This is a genomic window from Streptomyces bauhiniae (assembly GCF_004784475.1).
Classification (GTDB): domain Bacteria; phylum Actinomycetota; class Actinomycetes; order Streptomycetales; family Streptomycetaceae; genus Streptomyces; species Streptomyces seoulensis.
Genome location: NZ_SRRT01000002.1, coordinates 922,272 through 935,551, shown reverse-complemented (window position 1 = coordinate 935,551; position 13,280 = coordinate 922,272). Strand labels below are relative to the sequence as shown.

Genomic DNA, 13,280 nt, shown 5'->3' with positions numbered 1-13,280 from the left:
CCGGGCCATGAGGAACACTGGGGGCGTCCCGCGAACCGACCGGAAGCAGCACATGTCAGCGACGCCCGCGCCCCTCCTCGACGTCCCCGGCGAGCCCTCGGGCCCCGCCGACATCCGCCTGGTGGTGACCGACATGGACGGCACCCTGCTGGACGACGACAAGCGGCCGCCCGTCACCCTGCGGCCGCTGCTCGCCGAACTCCGGCGCCGGGGCGTGCTGTTCAGCCCCGCGAGCGGCCGCCAGTACGCCACGCTGGCCGAGGAGTTCGCCGACGTGGCCGAGGGCATGGTGTTCATCGCGGAGAACGGCACCTATGTGGTCCGCGACGGTGTCGAGCTCAGCTCCGACCCGCTGGACCACGCGACCGCCGCCGAGCTGGCCCGCACGGTACGCGGACTCGCCGCGCGGGGGGTTGACGCGGGCGCCGTGGTCTGCGGCAAGCGGGCCGCCTATGTGGAGCGGACCGACGAGGCGTTCCTCGCCGAGGTGCGCAAGTACTACGTCTCGCACCGCGTGGTCGAGGACGTGACCGCGGTGGACGACGAGATCATCAAGGTCGCGGTGTACGACTTCGGCTCCGCCGAGCAGGGCGCCGCCCCCGCCCTCGCGCCCTTCGCCGACAGCCACCAGGTCGTGGTGTCCGGCGCGCACTGGGTGGACGTGATGAACCGCACCGCCAACAAGGGCGCCGCCCTGCGCGGCCTCCAGCGCGAGCTGGGCATCACCCCGGCCCAGACCATGGTCTTCGGCGACTACCTCAACGACCTGGAGATGCTGGACGCCGCCGACTGGTCCTTCGCCATGGCCAACGCCCACCCGGACGTCATCAGCCGCGCCCGCCACCTGGCCCCGTCCAACAACGACCACGGGGTGATCCGGACGGTGGCGCGGATACTCGGCATAACCCTCTAGTCCAGCACCGAGTCCAGGAAGCCCGTCAGCTCCGCGAAGACCTTCGTGCGGTCGGTCTCGTGGAAGACCTCATGACGGGCGCCCGGGAAGACGCGCTCGGTGGCGCGGCCGAGGCGCTCCACGCCGACACGGCTGCCCTCGACCGGGACCAGCCGGTCGTCGTCGCCGTGCAGCCAGAGCAGGGGCAGGCCCCCGAGGTCGCCGCCCTCGGCCACGGCCGCCAGCCCCCGCTCGAACGCCATAAGAGTCGGCCGTTTCATGGGGCCGTGCCACACCAGTGGGTCGGCGGCATAGGCTGCGCCCACCGCCGGGTCGCGGGAGAGCGCGGCCGGGCTGACCGGCACGTCCGGGATCTCGTCCAGCGCGAGCAGGCGCCCCGGCAGCGCCCAGGTGCCGATCACCGGCCCCGACAGCACCAGCGCGGTCAGCTCGGACCCGTACCGCTGGGCGTAGCGCGCCGCGATCAGGCCGCCCATGGAGTGGCCCACCATGACCAGGGGCAGACCTGTGTGCTCGGCGCGGGCCAGATCCGCCGCCGTGTGGAGGTCGGTCACCACGTCCTCGAAGTCCTCGATCACCGCCCGCTCGCCGGCCGACCTGCCGTGCCCGAGGTGGTCGGGGGCGTACACCGCGGCGCCGTGGCCGGTGAGCACCCCGGCCACCTCGTGGTACCGGCCCGCGTGCTCGCCGTACCCGTGCACCAGCAGGGCGAGGTAGCGGGGCGCGGGGTGCGGCCAGGCGCGGACGTGCAGCGCGCCGTGGACGCCCTGGCGGATGTGGGCGCGTACGTCGGTCATGCGGCTCTCCTCCGGCGTGGTCGCGTGGGTCACTCCGGGGGGATCTTCCCAGGGGGCCGGTGCGCGGTCTATAGTCCGGTAGAGCCCAAAACTAGCAGTGCTAATTAAGTCGCTGCTGATCCAGTCGCTCCGCTCCGGCGGGGCATAGGTTCATGCTGATCCACAACGTCGTCGGTCAGGAGTCCCGAGTTGCGTCCCGTCCACTTCGCGGCCGCCCGCCGCACGCCCATCGGCAAGCTGCGCGGCGCCCTCTCCTCCGTGCGGCCCGACGACCTCGCGGCGGTCGTCGTCCGCGACCTGGTCAGCGGCGCGCCCGCGCTCGACCCGGCCCGGATCGACGACGTGTACTGGGGCGCCGCCAACCAGGCCGGCGAGGACAACCGCAACATCGCCCGCATGGCCGTGCTGCTCGCCGGGCTCCCCGACTCCGTGCCCGGCGCCACCGTCAACCGGCTCTGCGCCTCCGGCCTGGAGGCCGTCACCACCGCCGCCCGTACCATCGCGGCCGGTGAGGCGGACATCCTGATCGCGGGCGGCTCCGAGTCCATGAGCCGCGCCCCCTTCGTGCTGCCCCGCCCCGACGAGGCCCTCCCGCACCGCATGGAGACCTACGACACCCGCCTCGGCTGGCGCCTGACCAACCCGGCGATGAAGGACCTGCACGGCGTCCTGGCCATGGGCGAGACCGCCGAGGAGGTCGCCCAGCGGTACGGCATCTCCCGTGAGCGGCAGGACGAGTTCGCCCTGCGCAGCCACCAACTCGCCGCCACCGCACGGAAGAACGGCCACTTCGACGCCGAACTCCTCCCCGTGGAGCGCCCGGACGGCATCACCGTGGACCGCGACGAATGCGTACGCGAGGACACCTCCCTGGAGAAACTCGCCCGCCTCAAGCCGGTGTTCCGAAAAGACGGCACGGTGACCGCGGGCAACGCCTCGCCCATGAACGACGGCGCCGCCGGACTCCTCCTGGTCAGCGAGGACGCGCTCGGGGAACTCGGCCTCGAATCCCTCGGCCGGTACGTCGCCGGCGCCTCGGCGGGCGTCCACCCCGACGTGATGGGCGTCGGCCCGGTCCCGGCCACCCGCAAGGCGCTCGCCCGCGTTGGCTGGAGCGTCGACGATCTCCAAGAGGCCGAGTTCAACGAGGCGTTCGCCGCGCAGGCCCTCGCCTGCGTCGACCAACTGGGCATCGAACCCGGCCTGGTGAATCCCACCGGCGGCGCCATCGCGCTGGGCCACCCCCTCGGCTGCTCCGGCGCCCGCATCCTCACCACCCTGCTGCACCGCATGCGCCGCACCGGCGCCGGACGCGGCCTCGCCACCATGTGCGTCGGCGTCGGGCAGGGCAGCGCGGTCCTGGTGGAGCGCCCCTGAACCACCCGACGGACCTTCCCCGCCGGGGAGTTCCGCAGCATGAGTCGCACCGCAGGAAACGGAGCCGCACCTCATGGCAACCTTGTCCGTCGCCGCCATCCTGGCCGAGAACGCCCGCCGCCGCCCCGACCGGACGGCCCTGGTCGAGGGCGACCTGCGCCTCACCTTCGCCGAAGCCTGGCGGCGCTCCCTCGCCCAGGCCGGCGCGCTGACCGCCCTCGGCGTACGGCCGGGCGACCGGGTCGCCCTGATGGCCCCCAACACCGCCGAGTTCCCGCTCGCCTACTACGCGGCCATGGCGGTCGGCGGTGTCGTCGTCCCCGTCCACCTGCTGCTCTCCGCCACCGAGGTGCAGCACGTCCTCAAGGACAGCGGCGCCGGCCTGCTGCTCGCCCACCCCGCCCAGGAGGCCACCGCCCGCGCGGCCGCCGAGCCCCTCGGCATCCGCGTGGTCGTCCTCGGCGAGGAGCTGGAGAAGCTCGCGGTCGACGCCGAGCCGCCGCACTCCTACGTCACCCGGTCCGCCGACGACCCGGCCGTCGTCTTCTACACCAGCGGTACGACGGGCGTCCCGAAGGGCGCCGTGCTCAGTCACTTCAACATCGTGATGAACGCGACCGTCAACGCCTTCGACGCCAACGACATCCGCCCCGACGACATCGTCCTCGGCGCGCTCCCGCTGTTCCACGCCTTCGGGCAGACGGTCTCCCTCAACTCCACCTGGCGCGCCGGCGCGACGCTCGTCCTGCTGCCCCGCTTCGACGCCGCCCGCGCGATCGAGATCATGGTCGCCGAGCGCGTCAACACCTTCCACGGCGTCCCCACCATGTTCGTCTCCCTCGCCGCCGTCGCGGCCGACGCCGCCGCCCTGCCCGAGCTGCGGCTGTGCATCTCCGGCGGCGCCTCGCTGCCGGTGGCGGTGCTGGAGCGGTTCGAGTCGGCGTTCGGCGCCCGGATCTACGAGGGGTACGGCCTGTCGGAGACCTCCCCGGCCGCCACCGTCAACCAGCCCGTCTTCGGCACCCGCGCCGGCACCATCGGCCACCCGCTGTGGGGCGTGGACGCCGAGATCGCGCAGGCGGACGTCGAGGACCGGGTCGAACTTCTCGCGCCCGGCGAGCTGGGCGAGGTCGTCATCCGGGGCCACAACGTCTTCTCCGGCTACCTCGGCCGGCCCGAGGCCACCGCCGAGGCGCTGGTCGACGGCTGGTTCCGCACCGGCGACCTCGGCACCAAGGACGAGGACGGGTTCCTGCGGATCGTCGACCGCAAGAAGGACGTCATCATCCGCGGCGGCTACAACGTCTATCCCCGCGAGGTCGAGGAGGTCCTCGCCCGGCACCCGGAGATCGCCCAGGTCGCCGTCATCGGGCTCCCCGACGAGCTGCACGGCGAGGAGATCTGCGCGGTCGTCGTCCCCGCGCCGGGCGTCACCCCCGACGCCGCCGCGATCACCGAGTGGTCCAAGGAGCACCTCGGCAAGCACAAGTACCCCCGCCGCGTGGAGTTCGCGGACGAACTCCCGCTCGGCCCGAGCATGAAGGTGCTCAAGCGGGAACTGCGGACGCGGTACACCGCCCGCTGAGCCACCGGCGCCCGGCCGGACGTGTGCACATAGCATCAGTCTCCGCATGAACATGATGACGCTCTGGCACATATCCGGCTGGGAGTTCGCCGCCCTCGCCCTCGCCGCCCTCCTGGTCGGCTTCTCCAAGACCGCGGTCAGCGGGGCCAACACGGTCAGCCTCGCCGTCTTCGCGGCCGTCCTGCCCGCCCGCGCCTCCACCGGCGTACTCCTCCCGCTGCTCATCGCGGGCGACACCTTCGCCGTCCTCACCTACCGTCGGCACGCCCACTGGCCCACCCTGTGGCGGCTGTTCCCGGCCGTCGCGGCCGGGGTGGTGGCGGGCACGCTGTTCCTCGCGCGGGTCGGCGACGGGATCGTACGGGTCTCTATCGGCGTGATCCTGCTGATGATGACCGGCATCACCCTGTGGCGACGGCGCCAGGAGGCGACGGAGGACGTCAGTACCCGGACCGGCCGCGCCACGGCGGGGGCGTACGGCGTGATGGGCGGTTTCACCACCATGGTCGCCAACGCGGGCGGACCGGTGATGTCGATGTATCTTCTTTCCGCCGGCTTCCGGAAGATGGGCTTCCTCGGCACCTCCGCCTTCTTCTTCCTCATCGTGAACGTCGCCAAGATCCCCTTCAGCGCCGCGCTCGGTCTGATCGACGGCAACTCGCTGCTGCTCGACGCGGCCCTGCTGGTCTTCGTCGTGCCCGGCGCGTTCCTCGGACGGTGGGCCGTCCACAAGATCAACCAGCGGCTGTTCGACCGCATCGTCATCGTGGCCACCGTCGTCGGGGCGGTCGAACTCCTGCTGACCTGACCGGATGCGTACGCTCACCCCATGTCCGCGCACGTCCTGATCCTCGGCGGCACCACCGAAGCCCGCCGCCTCGCCACCGCCCTGGCCATCCGCCCCGGTCTGAGGGTCACCACCTCGCTCGCGGGGCGGGTGAGCAGGCCGGGGGCGGTCGACGGTGAGGTGCGGGTCGGCGGGTTCGGGGGCGCGGCTGGGCTGGCCGGCTGGCTGCGCGCCCACCGGGTGACCGCGCTGGTGGACGCCACCCATCCCTTCGCCGAGCGCATCACGGCCAACGCGGCGGAGGCGGCACGGGCGACCGGAGTTCCGCACGCGGTCCTGCGCCGCCCCGGCTGGGACCTCGACGACGACTGGTTCTCGGTGGCCTCTCTGGCGGAGGCCGCGCGGCTCGTACCCCGCCTGGGACAACGGGTGTTCCTCAGTACGGGACGGCTCGGACTGGCCGCCTTCGCTCATTTGACGGGCACTCAGTTCGTGGTCCGCTCGGTGGAGCCACCGGAGCCCCCCATGCCCCCCCACAGCGAACTGGTCCTGGCACGCGGCCCGTTCACCCTCGCCGACGAGCTGGACCTGCTCCGGGCGCACCGCATCGACGTACTGGTGACGAAGGACAGCGGGGGAGCGGCGACGGCACCGAAACTGGCCGCCGCCCGCTCGCTCTCGCTGCCCGTCGTCGTCGTACGCCGCCCCGAACTCACCTCCGCTGTGCGGGCGTTGCCGGGCGTGGAGGGCGTACTTGACTGGCTGGCCGGGGTCATTCCCCCCGAGGGTGCCTGCGCAGCAGATACGTGTCCATGATCCAGCCCTTCCGCTCCCGCGCCTCCGCCCGCACCCGCTCGATCTCCGGACCGGCCTTAGCGAGCGGCCCGGAGACCAGGATCTCGTCCGGGGTGCCGATGTACGCGCCCCAGTAGATGTCGATGTCGTCCCCGACGTATTCCCGGAACGCCTGGTGGGCGTCGAGCATCACCACCACGTCGTCCACCCCCTCCGGGAACCCCTCCGCGAGCCGCCGCCCGGTGGTGATCTGCACCGGCCGCGCCACCCGGTTCAGCCCGGTCCGGTGCCGGGCGACCAGCGCGGAGACGCTGCTGATGCCGGGCACCACGTCGTACGTGAACTCCACCGTCCCCTTGGCCAGCACCTCCTCCAGGATGCCGAGCGTGCTGTCGTACAGCGAGGGGTCGCCCCACACCAGGAAGGCGCCCGTGCCGTCCTCCGCGACCTCGTCCGCGATGAGCCGCTCGTAGATCCCCGCGCGGGCGGTCCGCCAGTCCTCCACGGCCGGCGAGTAGGCCGCCCCGCCCGCCCGCCGGTCCCGCTCCGGGTCCCGGGCCGCCACCACCCGGTACGACCCCTCGGGCAGATGCGCGTCCAGGATGTCCCGGCGCAGCCGCGTCAGATCACTCTTCACCTCGCCCTTGTCGAGCAGGAAGAACACGTCCGTGCCGCGCAACGCCTTGACCGCCTGCAACGTGAGCTGGTCGGGGTCGCCCGCACCGATACCGATGACATGAATCTTTCGCACCCACCGAGTCTGCCGCACGGGGTGAAGGGGGCCGGATACGGGGGCGGTGACGGGAACCGGGAGGCCCGCAGGGTCGTGGTAATGATCACGGCGGGATCGACAGCGATCGTCCGCCCACTCGATGACGGAGGCTCAGCATGACGAGAACGACCCGCGCGGCACTGCTCCTCGCGGCCACGGCCCTCACCCCGGCCCTCCTCCTCTCCACCCCCGCGTCCGCCGCCGTCGCGGCCACGACGACGGTCTCGGCCACGGCCTCCACCCCGGTGGACCAGATGTCCGACGACGACGTCCGGGTCGCCATCTTCCGCATCCTCGCGGACCCGGCCAGCGGCAAGGCGGTCCTCCGCGAGGCCAACGAGGCCCTGGACGGCACGATCGCGGACCAGCGGGCGTTCCTGGAGACGGGCTACCGCCTGGCGCAGGCGGAGGACGACCGGGTGGCCATAGCCCGCATCCTCGCGGACCCGAAGAGCGGCAAGGCCGTGATCCGGGAGGCGAACAAGGCGCTGGACGGGACGATGGACGACCAGCGGGCGTTCCTGGAGACGGGTTACCGCCTGGCCCAGGGCGAGGACGACCGGGTGGCCGCCCTCCGCATCATCGCCGACCCCAAGTCCAGCCCGGCCCTCCGCGCCGCCGCCTCCACCGCGCTCGACGGCACGCTGGAGGAGCTGCGGTACTTCATCGCCGTGGGGCAGTACCAGGTGCACTAGCCCCCGCGCAGGGAGTCGCTTCCCGGCGCTCCTGGGTACTCGGCCCTTCCGGTGAGCCCGGACGGGCCGGGTCCCGCGATCGGAGGCAGGCCGCCATGTACGACAGCCCCCTCGCAGGCCGAACCGTCGTCGTGACCGGGGCCGCGCGCGGCCTGGGTGCGGCTCTGGCCCACGCGTTCGCCGAGCGCGGCGCGCGGCTCGCGCTGCTCGGCCTGGAAGGGCCGCGACTGGAGGGGGTGGCGGCCTCGCTCCCGCCGCCGGTGATCGCCCTGGAGGTCGACATCACCGACTTCGCTGCCCTGGAGCGGGCGGCGGTGGAGGTACGGGAGCGGCTGGGACGGCCGTCCGTCGTGGTGGCCAACGCGGGGATCGCCGAGGGCGGGCCCTTCGCCGGGTCCGTCCCGGAGTCGTGGCGGCGGGTGATCGACGTCAACCTGGTCGGCAGTGCCTTCACCGCGCGGGCGTTCCTCGCCGACCTGCTGGTCACCTCCGGCTACTTCCTCCAGGTGGCGTCGCTGGCCGCGTTCGGCACCTCGCCCATGATGAGCGCCTACTGCGCGTCCAAGGCGGGCGTCGAGTCGTTCGCCCGCTCCCTCCAGGCCGAGGTCGCCCACGAGTCCGTCGGCGTGGGCATCGCCTACATCAACTGGACCGACACCGACATGACCCGCGACGCCGACCACTACCCCGTACTCCGCGAACTCCGCGCCCACATGCCGGCACCGGCCCGCAGGGTGTACCCGGCGGAGGTGGTCGCGGAACGCCTGGTCCGCGCGGTGGAACACCGGCGTACGTCGGTGTACGTACCGGCGTGGCTACGGCTCGCCCAGTGGGGCCGCGCGGTGCTGCCGCCGGTCGTACGGCACGTCTCCAGCCGGACGCTGCCGCGCCTCCAGGCGGAGCGGGCGCTGCCGCCTACGGGGCTGCTGGGGGCGGGGGGTGTGGCCGACGAGACATGGCGGGGAGGGTCGGCCTGAGGAAATGGGCGGTCCTCGGGTCCCTCAGCCCTGGTGGCCGTTCCCCCGTCCGTTCGGATGGAGGACGACCTTGGTCCAGCCCTCGTCACGGGCGTCGAAGTGCTCGTAGGCGGTCGGCGCCTCGTCCAGGCCGAGTTCTTGGGTGACGACGAAGCTCGGCTGCGCCTTCCCGCCGGCGATCAGATCGCGCAGCGCTCGGTTGTACCTCTTGACCGGCGCCTGCCCGGTGCCCATGTGCTGGCCCTTGAACCACATCAGCCCGAAGTCGATCGGGACCTTGCCGTGTGCCTCCAGCTCGCCCTGGGCCTTCTCGCCGCCGGGGTCCTCGGGCAGGAACACGCCCACCACGCCGATGTCGCCCGTGAACCTGACCGAGTCGATCAGCCCGTTGAGCGTGAGGCTGGCGTCCTCGTGTCCCTCGGCGTCATGGGCCTGATAGCCGACGCACTCGCAGCCGTTGTCGGCGCCCAGACCCAGGGTGGCGTCCTTGACGACTTCCGCCGGGTTCTGCTCCGCGGTGTTGACCGGGATGGCCCCGATCTCCTCCGCCTTGCGCAGCCGGTCGGGCTGGTGATCGACCACCCAGACGCGCCCGGCGCCCTTGAGGAGGGCGGAGTAGGCCGCCATCAGCCCGACGGGACCGGCCCCGAAGATGACGGTCTGGTCGCCCGGTTTGACGTGGGCCATCTCAGTGGCGTGATACCCGGTGGGGAAGATGTCGGCGAGCATCACGTAGTCGTTCTGCCGCTCGGCGGCGTCCTCGCCGAGGCGCAGGGCGTTGAAGTCGCCGTAGGGCACGCGCAGCAGCTCCGCCTGGCCGCCCTGATAGGGACCCATGTCGGCGAATCCGTAGGCGGCCCCGGCGAGGGCCGGTTCCGGCTGCATGGTCAGGCAGTAGTTGGTGAGCCCTCGCTCGCACTGCTTGCAGAATCCGCAGGCGATGTTGAAGGGCAGGACCACGTACTCGCCGACCTGGACCTTGCGGACCGCCGGGCCGGTCTCCACCACCTGGCCCATGTTCTCGTGTCCAAAGGTGCGGCCGGGCTCGAACGAGGTGCGGCCCTCGTACATGTGCAGGTCCGAACCGCAGATGTTGGTGGTGGTGATCTTGACGATGATGTCGCAGGGGTGCTCGATCTTCGCGTCCGGTACGTCCTTCACCGCTACCGTTCGCGGTCCTTCATATACCGCTGCTTTCATGATGACTTCTCTCGGCCGCGGTGCGACCGCGGCACGTCGCTGCGGGCCGTTCACCCGGAACGGGTGGAACGGCGGTGCCGTCCGGGTCCCCGTCGGCCTTTGGCGCGAAACAGCCGCTCGCCGGCCGGTCGGCTGAATTTTCGGCCCCCGCCGACCGCCGAGGGCTCTCCGGCTCAGGTCTCCGACCGGTCGGCGTCGTCGTCGTCCTGAAGCATGTCCCGACGTTCCTGTTCGCGCTTGGAGAAGGCGGCTGCCCGGATCGCCTCGTCGCTCTCCAGGCCCGATCCCAGCGCGCCGCCCACCGTGGCGGTCGAAGCGACGAACCAGGCCAACGTCCAGTAGTCGGTGGACTGCAGCGGGTTCTGGGTCGTGATGGCGAAGACCCGGTCGTTGAGGATGAACAGCGCCCAGACCAAGTTGATGGCCAGCAGACCCACGTAGCAGGCGATCACGCCGATGGCCAGGGTCACGACGGTCGAGGCGTTGTAGAGGCCGGCCCTCTTCCTCTCCTCCGCCGAGGCGTCTGTCGCCCGGTACCACAGTCGCGCGTCCACGGTCAGCCACCCGATCATGAGGGCGATGGACCCGACCATGGCGATCACGAGGCGCGGGGTGCTCAGGGCCTCCGACAGGCTCCAGACGGTGGAGTTCACGGTGGCGACCGCCCCGGTGGCGAGCGCGGCGGCCAGGGCCTTGGACAGGCCCGGCACCAGGCGCCACGGCCGGTTGGCGCGGACCATGCCGACGAGCACCCTCAGGTAACCGCGCGGCCCGCCGACGACGTACCGGAGATCGGCGGTCTCCTCCTCGTCGACCGGACCGGGGTGGATGGGGGCGAGACGGCTGACGAAGCGGCCCAGCGGCCGGCTCCCCGGCTGTTCTTCGGTTCCGGTGGTCTGCGGGGCGGCCAGGGTGAGGACGGCTTCTTCGACGGCCCGTCGTGCTCTGGTCTCCAGGCGCAGGCCGCCCAGCGTGGGCAGCGAGAGCAGGGCCAGGCCGTGTTCGTGACTGAGGTCCACGACGAGTTTGTGGCCGTGCGAGTGCAGCGGAAGATCGGTGAGGGCCACGACGACGTCCCAGTTCTCCGTCCTGGCGCGGTCCATGAGCCGGCGCATCAGGGTGGGCGGGTCCTCCGTCCCCGCGGTGAAGGGCTCGCTGACCACGTGGACCTCGAACCGCCGTCCCTGGCCCGCTCTTTCGGCGAGGCGGCCGGGGAGGGTCCGGGCCAGGCGCCGCGCGATCTCGGTCGGAGTGTCCGGGTCCGCCAGGAGAGCCACGACCGTAACGCCCGGGGACGACACCAGCGTGACTCCTTCTGAGGGGGCTGCCCCGCGATCGCGAGTGCCCCACAGCATGCCCCCGAGGTGACGTCGGCACCACGTGACACGCTGGCCCCCCTCCGCAGGGCCTCGGGCCGCCCCCGCCCGTCAGCCCCGTCGCAGACGGGGTGCCTCGGTGGCGGCGTCGATGGGGGCGGAGGTCTGCTCCACCCGCCCGGCGAGGGCTCCGGCCCAGGTGGCGAGGCCGGGGAGGTCGAGGTCGTAGGGGCGGGGCCGGTTCTGCTCGGACCAGGCCGTCACCGCCGCCGCGCCCCGGCGGAGGAGGCGGGGCCCGCCGGTGACGTTGCCCCGGGCGGAGTGGGTGAGGCCCACGGCGATCTGCGCGAGCCCGCGCCACAGCTCGCGCTCGGTGTCGGGGCCGGACTTCCAGGCGTCCTCGAACACCTCGTGCGCGTGGAACGGCTTCCCGGCGTCCAACAGCGCCTGCGCCTCCGCGACCGTCTCGTCCGGGCTCCGTACGACCCCCTCGGGCTGCCGCTCGACCCCGTCGGCCCCGTACGGCAGGGGCCGCCCCAGCCCGTCGCGGGGCCGCGCGTTCCGCGCCCGCCCCTCGGTGTCCCGGTCGCGCCCGCCGATCTCTCCGCCCGTCTCCGCGTCTGCCATGCGGCCGATTCTCCCCCTCCCCGCCGACAACCCGCTTCGGAGGAGTCCCGTACGTGGGGTAAAGTGCTGTTCGCGCGATCACGCGGTTCACCGCGAGTGAGCGCATCGGGACGTGGCGCAGCTTGGTAGCGCACTTGACTGGGGGTCAAGGGGTCGCAGGTTCAAATCCTGTCGTCCCGACTTTACGAAGTCGCAGGTGAGGGCCGGTTACGGAGAAATCCGAAACCGGCCCTTGATCATTCCTGGGGACCAGACGGGGACCGGCGCCCTTCCTGCCCGAGGTGGCTTGCTGTCCCGCTGACGGGCGTCAGGGGACGAGGATGAGGCGGATCGGGTCGCCGGTCTTGTCCTCCAGACGGCTGACCGCGTCGGCCGCGTCGGTGAGCGGGATGTGGTCCGTGATGGAGGGAGCCAGGTCCAGGCGGCCCGCCGCGGTCAGCCGTACCAGCTCGGTGACCGACTCGGGGCTGCCGCCGTAGTGACCCCGGACCTGCTTGCACAGGTAGTTGAAGGTCAGGCCCTCGGTGATGGTGAGCGGCCTGGGGGTGATGCCCACCAGGATCAGGGAGCCGCCCCGGCCGAGCACGGAGGCGGCCTGCTCACGGACGACCGGCACGCCGGCGCAGTCGAAGGCGAAGTCCAGCCCCCGGCCTTCGGTGGCCGCGCGGACCTGCTCGGCGAAGTCGGGCGCGGCCGGGTCCAGGGCATGGTCCGCCCCGAAGAGGAGAGCGCGCTCGCGGGCGCTGGGCAGCGGGTCGACGGCGATGATGGGCGCGGCGCCGACCAGCCGGGCCACGCGCACGTTGTGTGCGCCGACTCCGCCCACGCCCCACACGCCGACGGACTGGGCGGGACGGACGCCCGCGGTGGCGACGACGGCGGTGTAGGGGGTGGAGACCGCGTCGGGGATGATCGCGGCCTGGTCGAAGGGCAGGCTGTCGGGGATGGGTACGACGGTCTCCTCGGGGGTGACCATGTACTGGGCCCAGCCGCCGTCGTAGTCGATGCCGGCGGTGCGGACCTGGGTGCAGGGGCGACGCCGTGCGCAGTCGGCGCACTTGCCGCATGCCTTGCCGGCCTCCAGCGTGACACGGGTGCCTACGGTCAGGCCCCGCTTGAGGCCGGGGCCGAGGGCATGGACGACCCCGGACACCTCGTGGCCGACGGTGACCGTGTCGGAGTCCAGGAAGAGCGGGGACAGCGAGCCGTCGAGGAGGTGGACGTCGGAGAGGCAGACGCCCGCGGCCTTGACCTCGATGAGGACCTCGCCCGGACCGGGCACGGGGACGGGGACCTCTTCCAGGGCGAACTTCTTGCTGCCCAGGTGGAAGCGTCCGGCGAGCATGGTGTCCATGGTGAACAGCCTTCTGTGAGCGGCACCGCCCGGTGGTTCGGGCCGATGGATGCCGTGTGATGTGTGGGGGGCTCGCGGTGCCGGG

Annotated in this window: 13 protein-coding genes and 1 tRNA gene; 8 read left to right on the top strand and 6 right to left on the bottom strand. The window is 72.3% G+C overall.

All coding sequences use genetic code 11. The annotated features are described in order from the left end of the window. The first annotated feature begins 52 nt into the window (after window positions 1-52). The gene (locus E5083_RS09600) at window positions 53-913 is read left to right on the top strand and encodes a Cof-type HAD-IIB family hydrolase (protein WP_135785158.1); all 861 of its coding nucleotides are present in this window, start codon (window positions 53-55) and stop codon (window positions 911-913) included. On the opposite strand, the gene E5083_RS09595 is transcribed toward E5083_RS09600, so the two are convergent. After that, window positions 910-1,710: an alpha/beta fold hydrolase gene (locus tag E5083_RS09595; protein ID WP_135785157.1), complete on the bottom strand. Its 801-nt coding sequence runs from the start codon at window positions 1,708-1,710 to the stop codon at window positions 910-912. The two genes, E5083_RS09600 and E5083_RS09595, sit on opposite strands and share 4 nt — an antisense overlap. 189 nt (window positions 1,711-1,899) lie before the next feature. On the opposite strand from E5083_RS09595, the gene E5083_RS09590 reads away from it, so the two are divergent. The 4 genes from E5083_RS09590 to E5083_RS09575 all read left to right on the top strand — a co-directional run bounded on the left by E5083_RS09590 (window position 1,900) and on the right by E5083_RS09575 (window position 6,275). Then, window positions 1,900-3,087, top strand: coding sequence for a thiolase family protein (locus E5083_RS09590; RefSeq protein ID WP_135785156.1), 1,188 nt, complete (start codon window positions 1,900-1,902; stop codon window positions 3,085-3,087). Window positions 3,088-3,160: 73 nt separating this feature from the next. After that, window positions 3,161-4,672, top strand: coding sequence for a long-chain-fatty-acid--CoA ligase (locus tag E5083_RS09585; RefSeq protein ID WP_135785155.1), 1,512 nt, complete (start codon window positions 3,161-3,163; stop codon window positions 4,670-4,672). A 46-nt stretch (window positions 4,673-4,718) separates the two neighbouring features. Beyond that, on the top strand, window positions 4,719-5,480 hold the full coding sequence (locus E5083_RS09580; protein WP_135785154.1) for a sulfite exporter TauE/SafE family protein: 762 nt from the start codon (window positions 4,719-4,721) through the stop codon (window positions 5,478-5,480). Window positions 5,481-5,501: 21 nt separating this feature from the next. After that, window positions 5,502-6,275, top strand: a complete 774-nt coding sequence (locus tag E5083_RS09575; protein ID WP_135785153.1) for a cobalt-precorrin-6A reductase — start codon at window positions 5,502-5,504, stop codon at window positions 6,273-6,275. Here E5083_RS09575 and cobF read toward each other — a convergent pair. After that, window positions 6,232-7,005 carry a precorrin-6A synthase (deacetylating) gene (cobF, locus tag E5083_RS09570; protein ID WP_135785152.1) on the bottom strand — a complete coding sequence of 258 codons (774 nt, stop codon included), beginning with the start codon at window positions 7,003-7,005 and terminating at the stop codon, window positions 6,232-6,234. The two genes, E5083_RS09575 and cobF, sit on opposite strands and share 44 nt — an antisense overlap. Window positions 7,006-7,142: 137 nt before the next feature. On the opposite strand from cobF, the gene E5083_RS09565 reads away from it, so the two are divergent. Both E5083_RS09565 and E5083_RS09560 read left to right on the top strand, forming a co-directional pair. Next, complete coding sequence (locus E5083_RS09565) at window positions 7,143-7,721, top strand: ALF repeat-containing protein (protein WP_135785151.1); 579 nt, start codon at window positions 7,143-7,145, stop codon at window positions 7,719-7,721. Window positions 7,722-7,816: 95 nt separating this feature from the next. Beyond that, the gene (locus E5083_RS09560; protein WP_135785150.1) at window positions 7,817-8,698 is read left to right on the top strand and encodes an SDR family oxidoreductase; all 882 of its coding nucleotides are present in this window, start codon (window positions 7,817-7,819) and stop codon (window positions 8,696-8,698) included. Window positions 8,699-8,722: 24 nt separating this feature from the next. Here the strand turns inward: E5083_RS09560 and E5083_RS09555 are convergent, their stop codons facing one another. From E5083_RS09555 to E5083_RS09545, 3 genes are all read right to left on the bottom strand, one after another. Continuing rightward, window positions 8,723-9,898 (bottom strand): glutathione-independent formaldehyde dehydrogenase, encoded by a 1,176-nt coding sequence (locus tag E5083_RS09555; protein ID WP_135785149.1) that lies wholly within the window; start codon window positions 9,896-9,898, stop codon window positions 8,723-8,725. A gap of 173 nt (window positions 9,899-10,071) precedes the next feature. Continuing rightward, a complete protein-coding gene (locus E5083_RS09550) occupies window positions 10,072-11,175 on the bottom strand; it encodes a hypothetical protein (RefSeq protein WP_135785148.1) in 1,104 nt (367 codons plus the stop codon). Window positions 11,176-11,325: 150 nt separating this feature from the next. Further along, window positions 11,326-11,841 carry a DUF309 domain-containing protein gene (locus E5083_RS09545; protein WP_135785147.1) on the bottom strand — a complete coding sequence of 172 codons (516 nt, stop codon included), beginning with the start codon at window positions 11,839-11,841 and terminating at the stop codon, window positions 11,326-11,328. 106 nt (window positions 11,842-11,947) lie between these two features. Here E5083_RS09545 and E5083_RS09540 point away from each other — a divergent pair. Further along, window positions 11,948-12,021 (top strand) — tRNA-Pro (locus E5083_RS09540). Window positions 12,022-12,148: 127 nt separating this feature from the next. Here the strand turns inward: E5083_RS09540 and E5083_RS09535 are convergent. Next, on the bottom strand, window positions 12,149-13,195 hold the full coding sequence (locus E5083_RS09535) for a zinc-binding dehydrogenase (RefSeq protein ID WP_135785146.1): 1,047 nt from the start codon (window positions 13,193-13,195) through the stop codon (window positions 12,149-12,151). Window positions 13,196-13,280: the final 85 nt, after the last annotated feature.